Genomic DNA, 18498 nt, shown 5'->3' on the forward strand with positions numbered 1-18498 from the left:
TCGCCGACGCGTCGCAGGAGCGGCACCATAGCGGGGCGTGGGCGAAGGGTTTCCGGCGGGGTGGCCGGAAGGCGACTGTCGACGTCCTACCCTGGCGCGATGGGTGCGGTGGGCGAGTGGGACCTGAGGCGACTGCGGGTGCTGCGGGCGGTCGACGAGTGCGGGACGGTGACGGCGGCGGCCGAGCGGCTCCACCTGTCGCCCTCGGCGGTCTCGCAGCAGATCTCGGCGCTGGCCCGGCAGGTGGGCGCGCCGATGCTGGAGCCGTACGGCCGACGGGTGCGGCTGACGCCGGCGGCCCGGCTGGTGCTGCGTCACGCGGCGGTGGTTTTCGGACAACTGGAGCGCGCCGAGGCCGAGTTGGCGGGCTATCTGCACGGCGAGGCGGGTGAGGTCAGGGTGGGGGCCTTCGCCACCGCGATCACCGGGCTGCTCGTCCCGGCGGTGGCCCGGCTGCGCGAGGCGGCGCCGCGGCTGACCGTGCGGCTGGTGGAGGCGGAGGCGGACGAGGCGGTCCGGCTGCTGGGCGCGGGGGACGTCGACCTGGCGCTGTCGCTGGCCGTCGGACCGGTCGGCCGCGGCCCCGGGTTCGTCGAAACGGCGCTGCTCAGCGACCCGTTGGACGTCGCGCTGCCGCCCGGGCACCCGTTGGCCGGGGCGCCGGGGCTACGGCTGGCGGACCTCGCGGCGGAGCCGTGGATCTACGGCGCGGCCGGGCCCTGGCGGGAGATCACCCGGGAGGCCTGCGCCCAGGCCGGGTTCGCCCCGGAACGGGCGCACACCGCCGCGGACTGGGCGGCGATCCTGGCGATGGTGGCGGCGGGGCTGGGGGTGGCGCTGGTGCCCCGGCTGGCCTCGGCCGGGCGTGGCGGCGGGGCGGTGGTCCGGGCGCTGCCGGCGGACCTGCCGACCCGCCGGGTGGTGGCGGCGGTCCGGGCCGGGACGGAGGGGACGCCGCCGCTGCGCCGGGTGCTGGCGGAGCTGGCGGCGGTCGCGCGGACTGTTCAGTCAGATTGAACGATGTGCTCAGTTCTTTGTGATGGACCTGATCGGTTTCCCGGAGTGATGGTGGACGCATGACCACCGAACGGAACCCCGCGCCCCGTCCCGACCAGCTCTCCGACGCCCAGTCGTCCGACGCCGACGCCGACGCCGACGCCCCGCCCTACGGCGGCGGCAACCCCTACGCCGACTACCGCGCCGCCGAGTTCCCGTTCACCGGGCTGGTCGACCTCGCCGACCGCCGACTGGGCGGCGCGGTGGTCGCCGCCAACGACGAGCTGTTCGCCGAGCGGGAGAACCTGCTGCTGCCCCGGGCGGCCGAGTTCCGCCCGCACACCTTCGGCAACAAGGGCCAGATCATGGACGGTTGGGAGACCCGGCGGCGGCGCGGCGCCGGGCCCGACCGGCCGCACCCGACCGCCGAGGACCGCGACTGGGCGCTGATCCGCCTGGGCGTGCCGGGGATCGTGCACGGCGTGGTCGTCGACACCGCGCACTTCCGTGGCAACTACCCGCGGCAGATCGGCGTCGAGGGCGCCGAACTCCCGGGCACCCCGGGCCCGGAGGAGTTGCTGGCCCCGGAGACCGTCTGGCACCCGCTGGTCCCCCGTTCACCGGTGCGCGGCCACGCCGCCAACGGCTTCGCCGTCACCGAGCGCCGCCGCTTCACGCACCTACGGCTCAGCCAGTACCCGGACGGCGGCATCGCGCGCTTCCGGGTGCACGGCGAGGCCCGCCCGGATCCGACCTGGCTGGCCGCGCTCGGCACCTTCGACCTGGCCGCGGTCGAGAACGGCGGCGCCGTCGAGGACGCCTCGGACCGCTTCTTCTCCGCCCCGGTCAACCTCGCCCTGCCCGGCAAGTCCGGGGCGATGGGCGACGGTTGGGAGAACCGTCGGCGCCGGGACACCGGTCACGACTGGGTCCGGCTGCGGTTGGCCGGGCGCGGCGCGATCCGGGCGGTGGAGATCGACACCGGCTACTACGTCGGCAACGCGGCCGGCTGGGCGGCGCTGTCCGGGCGGGACGAGCGCGGCGCCGATCCCGAGGAGTGGTTCGAGCTGGTGCCGCGCACCCGGCTGCAGCCGGACGCCGTGCACCGCCTGGTGCTCGACGCGCCCCGCCCGGCCACCCACGTCCGGCTGGACGTCTTCCCGGACGGCGGGATCGCCCGGCTGCGGCTGTACGGCGGGCTGGTCTGAGCGGGCCGGGCCCTGGTCTCCGGCCGCCCCGTGCTCCGTTTGCCGGGTCCGGCGGGCCGCCGGACGATGGGGGAATGATGCACCAGATGCGGGCCGAGTACGGCGCCGGCGGCGCGTCCACCGGGATCCGGCTGTGGCACATGGCCCGGGGCGCCGAGAGCGTGGCGATGTGCGGCCGCGAGATCGACGCGCAGGCGCCCGCCCGGGCGGCGACGGACTGGGGGCGCACCCCCGAACTCTGCTGCCACACCTGCGGCGCGTACGTCCTGCGCGAGTCCCCCTACCTGGCGGACGAGCACCGGCCGGGGCAGCCCGGCGAGCAGCCCGAGGGCGGTTGGCCGACGGGGTGAGCTCCCGGGCGGGTGTCGACGCGTAGTGCCGACGGGCTGAGCCCCCGGGCGGTGGCGCGGTGGTGCGGTGGACCGCCTCGCCCGGGCCGGGGCTACCGTGGTCGCCATGGAGGAGTCCCTGGTCCGGCCGCGCTCGCTCGTGCGTGAGGCCGCCGCCCTGCGGGCGGGTGCCCCCGCCCTGGCCGTCCACATCGACCGGCTCTGCGCCCGGATCGAGCAGGTGGACCCGCTGATCCACGCCTTCGTGTCCGAGCCCGGCCGCGCCGACCGGCTGCAGGCCGAGGCCCGGGCGCTCGCCGCCCGCCACCCCGACCCGGCGCAGGCGCCGCCGCTGTACGGGGTGGCCGTCGGGATCAAGGACATCGTGCACGTCGACGGCCTGCCCACGCACGGTGGTTCGGCGCTTCCCCCGGGCGTCCTGGCCGGTCCGCAGGCCACCGTGGTGGACCGGCTCCGGGTGGCCGGCGCGCTGGTCGCCGGCAAGACGGTGACCGCCGAGTTCGCGGGCGGCGCGCCCGGTCCGACCCGCAATCCGCACCATCCCCACCACACCCCGGGCGGCTCCAGCAGCGGTTCGGCGGCGGCGGTCGCGGCGGGGCTGGTCCCGCTGGCGATCGGCACCCAGACGATCGGCTCGGTGGTCCGCCCGGCCGCCTACTGCGGCGTGGTGGGCTTCCGGCCGACGTACGGGCGGATCCCGGCGGCGGGCGTGATCCCGAACGCGCCGAGCTACGACACCGTGGGCCTGTTCACCGCCGATCTGGCGGGCGCCGCGCTGGCCGCCGCGCTGCTCTGCGACGACTGGGACTTCGGGGCCTGGGACCCGGCGGCCGCCCCGGGCGGCGGCGCGGCCGGCCGGCCGTGGGCCGACGAGGCGCCCGTGCTCGGCGTCCCGGTGGGCCCGTACCTGGACCGGGCGGGCCCGCAGGCGCGGCAGGCCTTCGCCCGGCAGCTGGAAGTCCTGGCCGCCCGCGGTCTGACGGTCCGCCGGGTCGACCTGCTGCCGGACTTCGACGAGCTGGAGCGGCAGGCGCAGACGATCAACCGCTTCGAGATGGCCGCCACCCACGCCGACTGGTTCACCCGCTTCGGCGGCCTCTACCGGCCGGAGACGGCGGCGGCCGTCCGGTACGGGCGGACCATCGACCCGGCCGACCGCGCGGCCGCGCTGCGCGCCCGGGAGGTCTTCCGCGAGCGGCTCGCCGAACAGCGGCGGCGGGCCGGGGTCGACCTGCTGCTGGCGCCCGCGGCGACCGGCCCGGCCCCGCTCGGGCTGAGCAGCACGGGCAGTGCGGTGATGTCGCTGCCGTGGAGCTACGCCGGCCTGCCGGCGCTCAGCCTGCCGGCCGGGGTGACGGCGGAGGGGCTTCCGCTCGGCCTCCAGGTGATCGGCGAGGCCGGCGCGGACGAGCGCCTGCTGGCCGGGGCGGCCGTCCTGGAACGGGTCCTGGACGGCGCCTGAGCCGGGCCCTTCGCCCCCTGACGGTCGTCGCTACCGGTCGTCGCGCCGCTCGTCGGGGAAGCGCGGTCCGCCGATCAGGAAGAGCAGTGCGGCGGTCGGAAAGCCGGTCGAGGCGGCCAACAGCACGATGAACTGCCAGAACATCCCTCGCTCCTCGCCCTCGTCAGCACCGGGGGCAGGGGTCCCCCGAAGGTGATCCCAAACCCGAGCGGCCCTGAATGGCCGAAATGTCCACTCGTTGTCCGACGGTATGGCCGGATCGCCCGCGCTGCCACCGGGGGCGCGCGGCGCGGCGCGTGCACGGGTCTGGGCGCGCACCGCACCCGGCGCGCACACTGTCGGGATGCAGGTACAGCTCGCAGGGGAAGCACGGCGGCCGGACCGCGAGAGCGAGGACTTCGCGGCGGCCACGTCCGAGGCACTCGTCCTGCTCGACGGTTCGAGTTCACCGACCGGCCTGGAGTCCGGGTGCCGCCACGGCACCGCCTGGTACGTCCGCAGACTCGGGGTGCACCTGCTGGCCCGGCTCACCGACCGCGCCGACCGGTCGATCGCCGAGTGCCTGGCCGACGCGATCGCGGAGACGGCCGCCCTGCACGGCGGCCGCTGCGACCTCGCCCACCCCAACACCCCGGCCGCGATGGTGGTCGCCGCCCGCCGGCACGGCGCCTCGCTGGAGTACCTGGTGCTCGGCGACTCGCTGCTGGTGCTGGAACCGGCCGACGGCCCGCCGCGGGTGATCGGCGACAACCAGCGCTTCCCCGGCGGGGAGGAACTGCGCCGGCAGGTCTGGTCGACGGTGCCCGGCTCCGCCGAGCGGGCCGCGCTGCACCTGGAGTACGCGCTGGCCGTCCGGGCCGCCCGGAACTCCGGCAACGGCCCGTGGATCGCCGCCGCCAGCCCCCGGGCGGCCGCGCACGCCGAGACCGGCTTCGTCCCCCTGGCCGACCTGCGCGCGGTCGCCGCGCTGTCCGACGGCGCGGCACGGTTCACCGAACGCTTCGGCCTGGGCAGCTGGGGCGACGCGCTACGGCTGCTCGGCGAGTCCGGACCGGCCGAACTGATCGCCCAGGTACGCGCGGTGGAACGGACGGACGCCACCTGCGAACGCTGGCCACGCGGCAAGGCCCACGACGACGCCTCGGCCCTCTACGCACGGCTGTAGTCGCACCCGAGCACCGAGTCGTCCCCGCGCTGGATCCCCGTGCCGGGATCCAGCGGAGTAGCGCAGGCCAGGCTCATGCGACCGCGCGCTGTGGTGAAGCACGGCGAAATCATCTTTGGACGAGCTGCAAGAAGTACGCGCCTCCCGGACATAGAGAGTTCGAACCGAACAGGGGAGGGGGGCTCGGGTGGGCACGGACGAGGAGCGGTTCCACGTCGCCTACGACACCTGCTACGCACCCGTGTTCCGCTATGCGGCGCGACGGGTGGCGGCTGACGCCGTGGAGGACATCGTGGCGGAGGCGTTCGTCGTGGCCTGGCGTCGAAGGCGGGACCTGCCGGAGACCCCCTTGCCGTGGTTGTACGCGATCGCGCGACGGACGATCGCCAATCACGAGAGGGGGCGCAGGCGCGGCAGCAGGCTTCTCGCCGCGCTTCTGCCGGCGGGACGGGTGCATGCCCAGGAGGCACCCGGCATCGCGAACGTGCACCTGCGGTGGGCGATCGGCCAACTGCCCGAGCGCGACCGCGAGGTTCTGCGGCTGGTCGCGTGGGAGGGCCTGAGCGTCAGCGAAACGGCCGCGGTCATGGGCTGCACCGCCGCCACCGCGTCGGTGCGCCTGCACCGCGCCCGGGGGCGTCTGCGGCGGCTGTTGGACGAACCCGAAGCGCCCGCCCGCGGCGCGCAACGGCCGCAGTCCCATGAGGCCACGAGCGAGGTGTGACATGAACGAAGACATCCTGCACGTTCGTGCGCAGCTGGCGCCGCACGACCCGGCCGCACAGCTGACCGATGAAGCCATCGACGCCGCCAAATCCCGTACCCGCGTCCGGCTGGCGGCGAAGCCGGGCGCCGCGGCCCGCCCGGTGAGGCGGCGCACGATCGTCTCCGTGGCGGTCACCGGCGTCCTGGCGCTGGCGGGCACCGCCGTGGCCACGGGTCTGCTCCCGCTGCCCGGGACGACGGCCGGCCAGTCGTACGGCGCCACACCTCACCTGTTGGAGAGCACGCCCATGCCCAGCGACAACACGCTCGCCGGTGTCCTGACCGGCATCGCGGACCGCGTCGAGCAACTGCCCGACGCCTCTGCGGCCGACGCCCGCTACGACTACGTGCGAACCCGGTCCTGGGACCTGTGGACCGCGGTACGCGAGCGCACCGCCACGTCGGCGATCGTCGTCCAGGACCGCGAGGTCTGGCTGGCCGCGGACGGCTCCGGCCGCCTTCGGACCGCCTCCGTCGAGGACGGGTCGGCGCCCACCGCGTCGGACCGCGCCGCGGGCGAGGACAGCGTCCTCGGCGCCGGCGTCCTGTCGGTGCCCGACCAGAAGTGGTCCACGGACCCTGCGGTACTCGCCACCCAGCTCGACCGGGGCCACCCCGCGGCCGCCGGGCCCAGCGAGCGTCTGGTCGCGGTCGCCGACGTCTACCGCTCCCAGCACATCGCCCCACAGCTGCGGGCCGCGCTGCTGCGGGTGCTGGCCGAAAGCCCCGAACTCCAACTGGACGGCACCACCACCGACCGGGCGGGACGAACGGGCGTCGCGATCTCCGCGACGACCGGCACGGGCCTGCCCCGCCGCCACACCCTGGTGTTCGATCCGGCCACCGGTTCCCTGCTGGACGCGGAGCAGATCCTGACCAGCGACCCCGGGAAACTGAACATCACCGTCCCTGCGGTGGTGAGTTACCAGCTGTTCCTCGCCTCCGGTCGCGTGCCCACCACCGACGACCGCCCCTGACACGCGGGGTGGCCGCCCTCCGCAGACCGTGGGCACGTGTCGGCTGGGGCCGACACCGTCGGAGGGAGACCGGGTGCGGTTCCGGTCGGGGCTCGGGGCTGGGATCCGCTCCGTTGCCGTGGCGGGCAAAGGTCCTTCGACTGCGTGCTTCGGCAGGCTACCGTTGGGCCGGATGCAAGAGGCTGGGGCATTGGTGAACCTCTGCCCCACGGAGGACCGGGGGTGGGGGCGGTGGATCCGCTGTCGTTGTCGATGGTGACGGCCTTCCTGGGCGCGGCCGGTGCGGGGATGGCCAACGAGGCGGGGAAGCGGGCCTGGGAGACGGTGGGCGGGCTGGCGGCCCGGGCGGTGGGGCGGGAGGTGCCGGCGCCGGTCGGGCAGGCCGAGCGGGAGTCGGTGGCGGGACTGCTCGTGGCGGCGGCGGCGAGCAGCCCCGAGCAGGCGAGGGCGCTCGCCGCGGTGATGGGCGGGAGGGGCGGCGGAGGGGCTGCCGCGCACGGGGTGCCGCGGCTGCTGCCGGCCTCGGCCCGCTTCTTCACCGACCGGAAGGGCCCGCTGGCGCTGCTGGACCGGGAGGCGGACCGCAAGCCCGACGGTCTGCCGAAGGTGGCCGTCCTGCACGGTCCGGCGGGGATCGGTACCAGCGCGCTCGCCTTCCACTGGGGAGGCCGCGAGGCCGGCCGGTTCCCGGACGGGACGCTGTACACGGATCTGCGGGGCGGCTCGGTGAGCACCGCTCCGACGGCTGCGACGGTTCTGCGGCACTTCCTGCTGCGCCTGGGCGTACCGGTGGAGTACGTTCCGCTCGGCCTGGAGGACCGGGTCGACCTCTTCCGCTCCCTGCTCGCCAACCGACGGCTGCTGGTCGTGCTCGACCACGCGCAGTCGGCGGCCCAGGTCGAACCGCTGATCACGGCGGCGCCCGGGGTGTTCACCCTGGTCGTCGCCCGTCGTCCGCTCACCGGCCTGGACGCGGTCACCGTCCCCGTCGGTCCGTTGTCCGACAAGGACGCCAAGCGGCTGCTGGCCGACCTGGCGGGACGGCCTGCCATGGCGACGTCCCGCGCCGCGCTTCCCTCGGTGCTGGAGCGGTGCGCCGGCTCCCCGTTCGCGCTGCGCGCCATGGCGCCGTACCTGACCACGGCGCCGTTCGGCGGCGGCGATCCGGCGCCTCCCCTGCCCCCGGTGCGGGCCGTCGCCGAGGAGGCCTACCGGCGGCTCGGAGCGGACGCGGCGAGGATCTACCGGCTCGCGTCGCTGCGGCCGTGGCCCTCGCTGAACGCGGCCGTGGTGGCGGCGACGGCCGAGGTGCCGGAGGCCGAGGCGGCGTCGGCGCTGGCGGAACTGGCGGAGCTCCAGCTGCTGGAGACCACCGGGGACGGCCGCTACCGGTACCGGCCGGCCGTGCGGGCCCACGCGGAGGAGGCCGCGGCCCGCGAGGACGGCCTGGCGGGGTGCGCCGCGGCCGTGACCCGGGCCGTGGACTGGTACCTGCGCTTCGCCGTCCGGGCCGACTACGCGGCGCTGAAGGAGCGTTGGCACCTCGGCCCGCTGTACGCCGAGCTGGGTCCTGGCCCGTACGAGGACGAGGGCGCGGCGGTCGCCGCGCTGCTCGCCGAGGCGGGCAACCTGGTGGAAGCCGTGCTCGCCGCCGAGGAGTTCGGCCGCTTCGATATGGTCTGCCAGAGTGTCGAGGCGCTCTGGGCCGTCCAGCTCAAGGCCGGCTGCCACGATGCCCTGCTGCCCGCCTTGAGGGCCGGGGCCCGTACCGCCGGCCGGCACTGCCCGGGCACCCGGACGGCGGGCCGGATGCACACCCAACTGGCCTTCGCGCTGATGGAGTTGCGGCAGGACGAGGAGGCCGAGCGCGAGCTGCTGACGGCCGCGGACGACGAGGCCCGGGCCGGGCACGCGCGCGGCCGGGCGACGGCGGTCGAGTCGCTGGGGCTGCTGCGGCTGCGCCAGTGGCTCTTCCGGCCGGCCCTGGAGTGCTTCGAGGAGGCGGCCGGGCTGCTGGACGGGATCGGCCCGGCCGAGGACGGCGCCGCCGACGTGCCGCGGGCCCGCGCGCTGCTGCACCGGCACCGGGGGCGGGCGCTACGAGGCCTCGGCCGCTTCGACGAGGCGGAGCAACAGCTCACCACGGCAAGGGAGTTCTTCCGCGCAAGCGGCGAGCGCTACAACACCGCCCGGGTGCTGACCGACCTCGCGGAGCTCCACCTCGACGCGGCCGACCAGGCCAAAGCGCTGCCCCTGATCGAGGAGGCGGCCGCGCTGCTGAGCCAGGAGAACGCCACCATCCACCTCAACTATCTGGCCGGGCTGCGCGCCCAGTGCCTTCCCGGACAACCGTGACGCGCACCCGCGCGAGCTGGGTGCCGGTCCTGACGGTCAGCGTGGTGGGCGCCACTGCCGGGGTCGCCGGTGCCACGCGCGCCGGACCGGTGTGCAGCCGCGCGAGCAGCGCCGACGCGTGTGCGGCCGGGTCTCCGGCGGTGTCGGAGGTCAGCCTGCACCGCAGCCCGCCGCGGTGCAGCACCTCGCACTCGCGCGGGCCGGTGACGTAGACGGCGAGCGAGGCCGACCGGTACCGGTCGAGCACCTCGGCCGCCCACTCCAGCGGCGAGCCGAACCGGGGATCGTCGGCCGCGCCGTACCGGAGGATGACGTCGGCCTGCCCCAGCACATCGGGGTCGAGGGTGTCCTCGTGCACGGCGAGATGGCCCTCGCCTTCGGCGTCGTCGGGTTCGTACCGGGGCTCGGCGAAGCGCTGGACGGCGATCGTGCCGTCCGCGAGGGCGCGGGTGAGGACGCGCAGGGGCGTGGTGCGGAGCGGCGGCTCGTACGGTGGCAGCGGCAGCGGGTCGAGCACCGCCGGGTCGGTCGGTTCGGTGATGCCGATCAGCCGGTAGAAGAGGCCGCGCAGCAGGGCCGCGGATCGTCCCGGAACCGAACTGGTCAGCGTGGCAGGCCCGTTGAGCGGGCGGTGCTCGGCCAGCAGCTTGTCGACCTGGGGCAGCAGCGCGCCGTACGGATCGAGGCGGGGCGCGTCCCGGACGAACGCCGCGACGGGTGACTCCGCGCCGAGAGCCCCCTGGCCGGCGGCGGCCAGCAGGACGGGCGTGCCGAGGGCGGCGGCGTAGTAGCTGACCGAGCCGAAGTCGCCCAGGACCACGTCCGCGGCGATCAGCGCCTGGCGCCAGCCTTCGAGCGGGTCGACGAGGGCGAGCCCGGCCCGCCGGGCCCTGTCCAGCCAGAGGCGGATCTGGCCGGGGCCGTGGCCGTGCCAGATGTTCGGGTGGAGGACGGCTGCCACGCGGTACTCGTCGGCGGGAAGCTCGGACGTCAGCCGGGGCAGCAGGAACGGGAGGACGTCCTCGGGGCCGGAGTCACCGAAGAGCGAGGTCGGGTTCCAGGTGGAGTTCAGCAGGACGAGGCGCTGCCCGGGACGCACCCCCAGGGCCCGCCGGTACCGCTCGCGGTGGTGCCGGGCGGCGAGGATGCGGTCGAAGCAGGGATCGCCGGCCAGGACGGCGGTCGGCACGGCCTCGGGGCAGGACTCGGCGAGTCGGGCGATCTGCTCGGGGTGGGAGAAGACCATGGCGTCCGCGATCGGGACGCCCTCCGCGGTGAGGATCCACTCGGGCCCGAGCCCGAACACGGCGTCCGGCGTCCGGCGTCCGGCGTCCGGCGCGGTCAGCTTCTTATTGTACCCGACACCATGCGAGAGGACTGCCAACTTGCCCTTGATATCAGCGAGTTGGCCTCCGAAGCTCGCCGATATCGCCAGGTCCACGGGAATCGCGAGGGCCTGCTCCCAGGGCAGGACCGGGACTCCCACCGAAGCCAGCAGGTCCGCCACCCCCGACTGGAAGGGCGAGGATCCGGTGCAGGTCGCGAGCACCTGGAGCCGCAGGTCGTCGCGGAACAGCGGAAGCACATCGAGCAGCCGCGTCGCCGCCGTCACGTTGTGGACGACCAGCAGGACGCGTCGACACCGCCCGCGGGTGGCCCACCGGTCCGCCTCGGGCCCCACCGGTACGCGAACCCAGTGCCTCAGGTCCTCGACCACGTCGCTGTCCCAGCCCTTCCACTCCGAGGCCGCTGCGGCCACCCTGTCCGATCTTGAAGACGGAAGGGCCAACGTATCGCGACCGAACGGCAGAACGGCAGAGCGGTGAAACGGTGGAACAGCAGAACGGCGGAACGCCCGCAGGTGGTACCTGCGGGCGTTCCGCCGTTGCGGCTCCGGGGGTCTCAGTGGCCGTCGGCGGGGATGGTGCCGAGGCGGCCGGCCTGGAAGTCGGCCATGGCCTGCTGGAGTTCGCGGTGGCTGTTCATCACGAACGGGCCGTACCAGGCGACGGGCTCGCGGATCGGGAGGCCGCCGAGGAGGACGACCTCGAAGTTGGGGGTGCGGGAGTCCTGCTTCTCGTCGGCGCGCAGGGTGATGGAGTCGCCGTCGCCGAAGACGACGGCCTGGCCCATGTGGAAGGGGCGGTGCTCGGTGCCGGCCGAGCCGCTGCCGGCGAGGCCGTAGGCGAGGGCGTTGAAGTCGGCGCGCCAGGGCAGGGTGAGCTGGGCGCCGGGGCTGATCGAGGCGTGGATCATGGTGATCGGGGTGTGGGTGGTGCCGGGGCCCTGGTGGCCGTCCATCTCGCCGGCGATGACGCGCAGCAGCGCGCCGCCGTCCTCGGTGCTGAGCAGCTTGACGCTGCCGCCGCGGATGTCCTGGTACTTGGGGGCGATCATCTTGTCCGAGGCGGGCAGGTTCACCCACAGCTGGAGGCCGTGGAAGAGGCCGCCGGACATCACCAGCGACTCCGGCGGGGTCTCGATGTGGAGGAGGCCGGAGCCGGCGGTCATCCACTGGGTGTCGCCGTCGGTGATGGTGCCGCCGCCGCCGTGCGAGTCCTGGTGGATGAAGGTGCCGTCGATGATGTACGTCACCGTCTCGAAGCCGCGGTGGGGGTGCCAGGGGGTCCCCTTGGGCTCGCCGGCCGCGTAGTCCACCTCGCCCATCTGGTCCATCATGATGAACGGGTCGAGGTACTTGCTGTTGACCTTGGCGAAGGCGCGGCGGACCGGGAAGCCCTCGCCTTCGAAGCCCTCGGGGGCGGTGACCACGGTGAGGACCGGCCGGGCGCTCGTGACGGCGGGGTCGGGGGTGGCGACGCGCGGGAGGGTCAGCGGGTTGTCGACGGTCACGGCGGGCATGTCGGCCTCCTTCGGGGGATGTTCCTCTGGCCTACGTCCACGAGATTAGTTCAATTCTCAACAAGAAGCAAGTTGAATGTTGAACCAAATGGGGACGGGTGGCCGAGGATGGGCGATCGAGGGCGGGCGGCCCCCCGGCCCATGGTCGGTCAGCCGTACATCCGGCGCATGGTGAAGTCGACCATCTGCTCGACCGCCTTGGCGTCGAACACCATCCGGTGCTCGCCCTCCATGTCCAGCGCGAAGCCGTAGCCGGTCGGCAGCAGGTCGAGGACCTCGGCGCCGGTGACGGTGAAGTACTTGGAGTCCTTGCCGGCGTACCGGCGCAGCTCCTTCAGCGAGCTGAACATCGGGATCACCGGCGTCGGCGTGTTGTGCAGGGCCAGGAAGCCCGGCCGTTCGCCGCGCGGGCAGTGCACCTTGGAGGTGATGAAGATGGCCTGGAAGTCCTCCACCGCCATCGAGCCGGTGGTGAAGGCCCGGACGGCGTCCGCCAGGGACGGCGGGGAGGGCTCCGGGTAGAGCGACTGCTGCGCGCCCGGCGGCTGCTCGCCGTACGGGCCGGGGCCGGGCATGCCGTTCATGCCCGGCTGCGGCCCCGCCTGCTGGTAGGGGTCGCCCGGGTATGCGTTCTGGTCATAGCCGTACACACGGACAGGCTATCGGGAGCGCGGCCTCCCGTGCGGGCGTCGATCCTGACAAGGAGTGGCCGTCCCGGCTTGTGGGACGTGACCACGTTCAGAGACGTGACCACGTTCATAGCGGAATCCACAAGGGATTCACGGGCGGGGGCTTGAAACAAGTTACCGCTGGGTAGCATCATGGGGCCTACTGGTGGGTACGGGGCGCCCGAACGCGGCGGTCTCCCGGAAGCGACGAACCGGAGAAAACGGCCATGGGTCACTACAAGTCCAACCTGCGGGACGTGGAGTTCAACCTCTTCGAGGTGTTCGGCCGCGAGCAGGTCTACGGCACCGGACCGTTCGAGGACATGGACGTCGAGACCGCGAAGAACATCCTGAGCGAGATCGCGCGCCTCGCCGAGAACGACCTCGCCGCGTCGTTCACCGACACCGACCGCAACCCCCCGGTCTTCGACCCGGAGACCAGCACCGCGCCGATCCCGGACACCTTCAAGAAGAGCTACCAGGCGTACATGGACGCCGAGTGGTGGCGGCTGGGCATCCCGGAGTCGATCGGCGGCCAGGTCACCCCGAACTCGCTGATCTGGGCCTTCGCCGAGCAGGTCCTCGGCTCCAACCCGGCCGTCTGGATGTACTCCTCCGGCCCGGCCTTCGCCGGCGTCATCGCCGAGGAGGGCACCGAGGAGCAGCTCGAGGTCGCCAAGCGGATGACCGACCGCCTGTGGGGCTCCACCATGGTGCTCACCGAGCCGGACGCCGGCTCGGACGTGGGCGCCGGCCGCACCAAGGCGATCCAGCAGGAGGACGGCTCCTGGCACATCGAGGGTGTGAAGCGCTTCATCACCTCGGGCGAGCACGACATGTCCGAGAACATCATCCACATGGTGCTGGCCCGCCCCGAGGGCGGTAAGCCGGGCACCAAGGGCCTGGGCCTGTTCATCGTCCCCAAGTTCGACTTCGACTGGGAGACCGGCGAGCTGGGCGAGCGCAACGGCGTCTACGCCACCAACGTCGAGCACAAGATGGGCCTCAAGGCCTCGAACACCTGCGAGATGACCTTCGGCGCCAAGCACCCGGCCAAGGGCTGGCTGCTCGGCGAGAAGGTCGACGGTATCCGCCAGATGTTCAAGATCATCGAGTTCGCCCGGATGATGGTCGGCACGAAGGCCATCGCCACCCTCTCCACCGGCTACCTGAACGCGTTGGAGTACGCCAAGGAGCGCGTGCAGGGCGCCGACATCTCGCAGTTCCTGGACAAGACCGCCCCGCGCGTCACCATCACCCACCACCCGGACGTCCGCCGCTCGCTGCTGACCCAGAAGGCGTACGCCGAGGGCATGCGCGCCCTGGTGCTCTTCACCGCGTCCGTCCAGGACGACATGATGGCCGCCAAGCTGCGCGGCGAGAGCGACGAGGCCGCCGAGCGCCTGAACGACCTGCTCCTGCCGATCGTCAAGGGCTACGGCTCGGAGAAGTCCTACGAGCAGCTCGCGCAGTCCCTGCAGACCTTCGGTGGCTCCGGCTACCTGCAGGAGTACCCGATCGAGCAGTACATCCGGGACGCCAAGATCGACACCCTCTACGAGGGCACCACGGCCATCCAGGGCCAGGACTTCTTCTTCCGCAAGATCGTCAAGGACGGCGGCCAGGCGCTCACCGCCCTGTCCGAGCAGATCCAGAAGTTCCTCGGCTCCGCCGCGGGCGGCGACGCCCTGGCCGCCGAGCGCGAGCTGCTCGCCAAGGCCGCGGGCGACCTGGAGGCCGTCGTCGGCAAGCTGCTCGCCGACCTCTCCTCGGTTGAGCAGGACGTCAAGAACATGTACAAGGTGGGCCTCAACACCACCCGCCTGCTGATGGTCTCCGGCGACGTCGTGGTCGGCTGGCTGCTGCTGCGCCAGGCCGCGGTGGCCCTGGCCAAGCTGGCGGCCGGCGCCTCCGAGAAGGACGTGCCGTTCTACCAGGGCAAGGTCGCGGCCGCCCGCTTCTTCGCCAAGAACGTGCTGCCGACCGTCGCCTCGCAGCGCCTGATCGCCGAGGGCATCGACAACGAGATCATGGAGCTCGCGGAGGAGGCGTTCTAGCCGCCACCCGTCTCCCGCCCGCCACGTCTCCCGCCGCCGCCCTGCCCCGGGCGCGCGCCGCAGGTGACACCTCTCTGACCGCCTGACCCCACCCTCACACCGAAGGGCCCGGTCCCCGGACCGGGTCCTTCGGTGTGCCCGGGGGCGGTCCTCGGGGTGGGCGGCCGCCGAAATCCGGCGCTCCGTCAGATGCCAGTTCACGTTTCTGTCTGCGTTCTGCATCCGTTGGGATGCTCCGAGTGTCATGTCCGTGTACGGGCATATGCTCAAGGTGCGAAGCCGATCCCCCATTCGGCCTCGGCCCTCCCTCGACCCAGGAGCAGCATGTCGACCGCCGCCCGCCAGGCTTTCTTCGACCGGACGCACACCGATGACCTGATCGCGTTCCTCGGTACCTCGCCGTCGCCCTACCACGCGGTCGCGAGCGCGGCCGAGCGTCTGGAGAAAGCCGGCTTCCGGCAGGTGCTGGAAACGGACGCCTGGGACGGGGTGGCCGGCGGCCGGTACGTCGTCCGCGGCGGCGCGCTGATCGCCTGGTACGTGCCGGCCGGCGCGGGCCCGGAGACACCGTTCCGCGTCGTCGGCACCCATACCGACTCGCCCAACCTGCGGGTCAAGCCGATCCCCGACACCGGGTCGGCGGGCTGGCGGCAGGTCGCGGTGGAGATCTACGGCGGCGTGCCGCTCAACACCTGGCTCGACCGCGACCTCGGCCTCTCCGGGCGGCTCACGCTGCGCGACGGCAGCCGCCGGCTGGTCCAGCTGGACGAGCCGCTGCTGCGCGTGCCGCAGCTGGCGATCCACCTGGACCGCCAGGTCAACGACGGCATGAAGCTGGACAAGCAGCGCCACCTCACGCCGATCTGGGGCCTCGGGCCGGTCGACGAGGGCGCGCTGATCGAGTACGTCGCCCAGCGCGCCGGGGTCGACGCGGACGACGTGACCGGCTGGGACCTCATGACCCACGATGTCCAGCCCGCCTCGTACCTGGGCCGGGACCGCGAGCTGCTGGCCGGACCGCGGCTGGACAACCTGCTCTCGGTGCACGCCGCCACCGCCGCGCTCGCCGCCGTGGCCACCGCCGCCGACACCGAGGGCGCGGCGCTGCCGTTCATCCCGGTGCTGGCCGCCTTCGACCACGAGGAGACCGGCAGCGAGTCGGACACCGGCGCGCAGAGCCCGCTGCTCGGCAACGTCCTGGAGCGCAGCGTGTACGCGCGCGGCGGCGGCCTGGAGGACCGGGCCCGGGCGCTGGCCGGCACCGTCTGCCTCTCCTCCGACATGGGCCACGCCGTCCACCCGAACTACAGCGAGCGGCACGAGCCGGGCCACCACCCGCTGCCGAACGCCGGGCCGATCCTCAAGGTCAACGTCAACAACCGGTACGCCACCGACGGCGTCGGCCGGGCGGTCTTCACGGCGGCCTGCGAGAAGGCCGGCGTGCCGTGGCAGACCTTCGTCTCCAACAACGCCATGCCCTGCGGGACGACGATCGGCCCGATCACCGCGGCCCGCCTCGGCATCCAGACCGTGGACTGCGGCATCGCCGCGCTGTCCATGCACTCGGCGCGCGAGCTGTGCGGTGCGGAGGACCCGTACCTGCTGGCGAGCGCGATCAAGGCGTTCCTGGAGGGCTGACCTCCCGCGGACGCGGAAGGGGCCCGGCGCGTGCGCCGGGCCCCTTCGCCGTCTCGGCCGGACAGGCCTTGGTCCTCGGGGGCCTACTCCATGCCCGCCAGCACCAGCGGCAGCCGGCCCGCGCCGTCGGCGGTGAGCCGCACCGGCACGCCCCAGTCCTGCTGGTGGACGTGGCAGGCCGGGTACTCGATCGCCGGGTCGTCGTCGCAGGACGCCGCCATCGCCGAGACGTGCAGCACGCCCTCGGTCACCTCGGCGGAGAGCACCAGCTCGCGGGAGAGCGCGGAGTCCGCGCCCGCGCCGGAGACCAGCAGCTCGGGCGGGGTGGCGCTGACCAGCAGCCGGGTGGACGGGCCGTAGCGCTCGTCCAGCTTCTGGCCGGTCGGCGCCTGGAACACCACGTCGAGCCGGAACGCCCCCGGCGCGACCTCGGTGGCGGCGCGCCGGGTGCGGTGCGCCACCGCGTCCACCCGGACGGCCTCCTCGGGCAGCCGCAGCCGGGTCAGCCGGTGCCGGGCGGACTCGATCACCACGATGTCCCCGTCGACCAGCACCGCGCCGGAGGGCTCGCGCAGATCGGTGGCCAGCGTGCTGACCTCGCCGCTCGCCGGGTCGAAGCGGCGCAGCGCGTGGTTGTAGGTGTCGCTGACGGCCACCGAGCCGTCCGGCAGCACGGTGACGCCCAGCGGGTGCTGGAGCAGCGCCTGGTCGGCCGCGCCGTCCCGGTGCCCGAAGTCGAACAGGCCGGTGCCGACGGCGCTGCGCACCTCCTTGGTTTCACGTGAAACCCAGCGGAGCGCCGAGGTCTCGGAGTCCGCGACCCAGAGCCGTTCCCCGTCGGCCGAGACGGCCAGGCCGGACGGCTGGGCGAACCAGGCCTCGGCGGCGGGGCCGTCGACCAGGCCCTCGTTGGTGGTGCCGGCCGCGACCCCGACCGTGCCGGCGGCCGGGTCGTACGCCCACAGCTGGTGGACGCCGGCCATCGCGATCCAGATCCGGCCGTCGAACCAGGCGACGTCCCACGGCGAGGACAGGTCGACCTCGCGGGCCGGGCCCTCGGTCGCGGAGCCCTGCCACCACTGCCTGCCGGTGCCGGCCAGGGTGGTCACCTCGCCGTCCGCGAGCCGGACGCCGCGCAGCGCGTGGTTGACGGTGTCGGCGACGATCACGTCGTACCCGGCGCCGGTGCCCTCCGGCAGCAGCACCAGGCCCTGCGGCTCGCTGAACCGGGGGGCGGTGCCGTCCACCAGACCGCGCACGCCGTCGCCGATCCGGCGGACCACGGTCTCGCCGTCCGCCTCCAGCTCGACCAGCGAGTGGTGCCCGGAGTCGGCCACCAGGAAGTGGCCGTTCGGCAGCCGGACCGCCTTGCCCGGGAACTTGAGGTCCCCGGCGGTCGGCTCGGGCGCCACGTACGGGCCGTCGCCGCGCCGCAGCGTGCCCTTCGCCGCGTGCTCGGCCTCCAGCTCCTCGACCAGCCGGGCGATCGCGTGCGCGTGCCCCTCACCGGCGTGCTGGGCGACCACGTACCCCTCGGGGTCGATCACCACCAGCGTCGGCCAGGCCCGCACCGCGTACTGCTTCCAGGTGGCGAGCGCCGGGTCGTCGAGCACGGGGTGGTGCACCTCGTACCGGTCGACGGCGTCCATCACCGCCTGGTGGTCGGCCTCGTGCACGAACTTGGGGGAGTGCACACCGACGATCACCACGGTGTCGCGGTGCTTCTCCTCCAGCTCGCGCAGCTCGTCGAGGACGTGCAGACAGTTGATGCAGCAGAAGGTCCAGAAGTCCAGGACGGTGATCTTGCCCCGGAAGTCGGCGAGCGTGAGCTCCTTGCCGCCGGTGTTGAGCCAACCGCCTGCCCCGACCAGCTCGGGGGCGCGTACACGTGCACGGGATGCCATGAGCCAATCAAACAGCACCGGGGCGGTGGGCATTCCGACGGGTGTTCCGACGGGTGTTCCGAGGGGTGGTTCCGAGGGGCTTTCCGGTCCG

The 18498-nt window shown here is 73.7% G+C and carries 14 protein-coding genes; 10 read left to right on the plus strand and 4 right to left on the minus strand.

Features of this window, described 5'->3' with window-relative positions; translation table 11 throughout:
* Nucleotides 1–99 precede the first annotated feature (99 nt).
* From ACFP3U_RS08130 to ACFP3U_RS08165, 8 genes are all read left to right on the plus strand, one after another.
* Nucleotides 100–1017 carry a LysR family transcriptional regulator gene (locus tag ACFP3U_RS08130; RefSeq protein ID WP_380224594.1) on the plus strand — a complete coding sequence of 306 codons (918 nt, stop codon included), beginning with the start codon at nucleotides 100–102 and terminating at the stop codon, nucleotides 1015–1017.
* A gap of 59 nt (nucleotides 1018–1076) precedes the next feature.
* Entirely contained in the window at nucleotides 1077–2204 is a 1128-nt protein-coding gene (gene alc / locus ACFP3U_RS08135) for an allantoicase (RefSeq protein WP_380224595.1), read from the plus strand.
* A 74-nt stretch (nucleotides 2205–2278) separates the two neighbouring features.
* Complete coding sequence (locus tag ACFP3U_RS08140; RefSeq protein WP_380224596.1) at nucleotides 2279–2554, plus strand: hypothetical protein; 276 nt, start codon at nucleotides 2279–2281, stop codon at nucleotides 2552–2554.
* Between the two features lie 106 nt (nucleotides 2555–2660).
* Entirely contained in the window at nucleotides 2661–4016 is a 1356-nt protein-coding gene (locus tag ACFP3U_RS08145) for an amidase (protein ID WP_380224597.1), read from the plus strand.
* A 343-nt stretch (nucleotides 4017–4359) separates the two neighbouring features.
* Entirely contained in the window at nucleotides 4360–5181 is an 822-nt protein-coding gene (locus tag ACFP3U_RS08150; protein WP_380224598.1) for an integrase, read from the plus strand.
* A 187-nt stretch (nucleotides 5182–5368) separates the two neighbouring features.
* Nucleotides 5369–5905 (plus strand): RNA polymerase sigma factor, encoded by a 537-nt coding sequence (locus tag ACFP3U_RS08155; RefSeq protein WP_380224599.1) that lies wholly within the window; start codon nucleotides 5369–5371, stop codon nucleotides 5903–5905.
* Nucleotide 5906: 1 nt separating this feature from the next.
* Entirely contained in the window at nucleotides 5907–6923 is a 1017-nt protein-coding gene (locus ACFP3U_RS08160; RefSeq protein WP_380224600.1) for a CU044_5270 family protein, read from the plus strand.
* Nucleotides 6924–7154: 231 nt separating this feature from the next.
* Nucleotides 7155–9278: a tetratricopeptide repeat protein gene (locus ACFP3U_RS08165; RefSeq protein ID WP_380224601.1), complete on the plus strand. Its 2124-nt coding sequence runs from the start codon at nucleotides 7155–7157 to the stop codon at nucleotides 9276–9278.
* Here the strand turns inward: ACFP3U_RS08165 and ACFP3U_RS08170 are convergent.
* The 3 genes from ACFP3U_RS08170 to ACFP3U_RS08180 all read right to left on the minus strand — a co-directional run bounded on the left by ACFP3U_RS08170 (nucleotide 9229) and on the right by ACFP3U_RS08180 (nucleotide 12790).
* Nucleotides 9229–10995 carry a hypothetical protein gene (locus tag ACFP3U_RS08170; RefSeq protein WP_380224746.1) on the minus strand — a complete coding sequence of 589 codons (1767 nt, stop codon included), beginning with the start codon at nucleotides 10993–10995 and terminating at the stop codon, nucleotides 9229–9231. The two genes, ACFP3U_RS08165 and ACFP3U_RS08170, sit on opposite strands and share 50 nt — an antisense overlap.
* Nucleotides 10996–11180: 185 nt before the next feature.
* Complete coding sequence (locus tag ACFP3U_RS08175) at nucleotides 11181–12140, minus strand: pirin family protein (RefSeq protein ID WP_380224602.1); 960 nt, start codon at nucleotides 12138–12140, stop codon at nucleotides 11181–11183.
* Between the two features lie 149 nt (nucleotides 12141–12289).
* Nucleotides 12290–12790: an SseB family protein gene (locus ACFP3U_RS08180; RefSeq protein WP_380224603.1), complete on the minus strand. Its 501-nt coding sequence runs from the start codon at nucleotides 12788–12790 to the stop codon at nucleotides 12290–12292.
* A gap of 245 nt (nucleotides 12791–13035) precedes the next feature.
* On the opposite strand from ACFP3U_RS08180, the gene ACFP3U_RS08185 reads away from it, so the two are divergent.
* Nucleotides 13036–14865, plus strand: a complete 1830-nt coding sequence (locus tag ACFP3U_RS08185; protein WP_380224604.1) for an acyl-CoA dehydrogenase — start codon at nucleotides 13036–13038, stop codon at nucleotides 14863–14865.
* A 324-nt stretch (nucleotides 14866–15189) separates the two neighbouring features.
* Complete coding sequence (locus ACFP3U_RS08190) at nucleotides 15190–16503, plus strand: M18 family aminopeptidase (protein ID WP_380224605.1); 1314 nt, start codon at nucleotides 15190–15192, stop codon at nucleotides 16501–16503.
* 83 nt (nucleotides 16504–16586) lie between these two features.
* Here ACFP3U_RS08190 and ACFP3U_RS08195 read toward each other — a convergent pair whose 3' ends face one another.
* The gene (locus ACFP3U_RS08195; protein ID WP_380224606.1) at nucleotides 16587–18407 is read right to left on the minus strand and encodes an NHL domain-containing thioredoxin family protein; all 1821 of its coding nucleotides are present in this window, start codon (nucleotides 18405–18407) and stop codon (nucleotides 16587–16589) included.
* Between the last annotated feature and the right edge of the window lie 91 nt (nucleotides 18408–18498).

The organism is Kitasatospora misakiensis, assembly GCF_042656005.1.
GTDB classification, from domain to species: Bacteria; Actinomycetota; Actinomycetes; order Streptomycetales; family Streptomycetaceae; genus Kitasatospora; species Kitasatospora misakiensis.

Excerpts from the sequence above, each read along its gene's own strand:
- ACFP3U_RS08130 (WP_380224594.1), top strand. The coding sequence starts at position 100 with ATGGGTGCGGTGGGCGAGTGGGACCTGAGGCGACTGCGGGTGCTGCGG.
- alc (WP_380224595.1), top strand. The coding sequence starts at position 1,077 with ATGACCACCGAACGGAACCCCGCGCCCCGTCCCGACCAGCTCTCCGAC.
- ACFP3U_RS08140 (WP_380224596.1), top strand. The coding sequence starts at position 2,279 with ATGATGCACCAGATGCGGGCCGAGTACGGCGCCGGCGGCGCGTCCACC.
- ACFP3U_RS08145 (WP_380224597.1), top strand. The coding sequence starts at position 2,661 with ATGGAGGAGTCCCTGGTCCGGCCGCGCTCGCTCGTGCGTGAGGCCGCC.
- ACFP3U_RS08150 (WP_380224598.1), top strand. The coding sequence starts at position 4,360 with ATGCAGGTACAGCTCGCAGGGGAAGCACGGCGGCCGGACCGCGAGAGC.
- ACFP3U_RS08160 (WP_380224600.1), top strand. The coding sequence starts at position 5,907 with ATGAACGAAGACATCCTGCACGTTCGTGCGCAGCTGGCGCCGCACGAC.
- ACFP3U_RS08175 (WP_380224602.1), bottom strand. The coding sequence starts at position 12,140 with ATGCCCGCCGTGACCGTCGACAACCCGCTGACCCTCCCGCGCGTCGCC.
- ACFP3U_RS08185 (WP_380224604.1), top strand. The coding sequence starts at position 13,036 with ATGGGTCACTACAAGTCCAACCTGCGGGACGTGGAGTTCAACCTCTTC.
- ACFP3U_RS08190 (WP_380224605.1), top strand. The coding sequence starts at position 15,190 with ATGTCGACCGCCGCCCGCCAGGCTTTCTTCGACCGGACGCACACCGAT.
- ACFP3U_RS08195 (WP_380224606.1), bottom strand. The coding sequence starts at position 18,407 with ATGGCATCCCGTGCACGTGTACGCGCCCCCGAGCTGGTCGGGGCAGGC.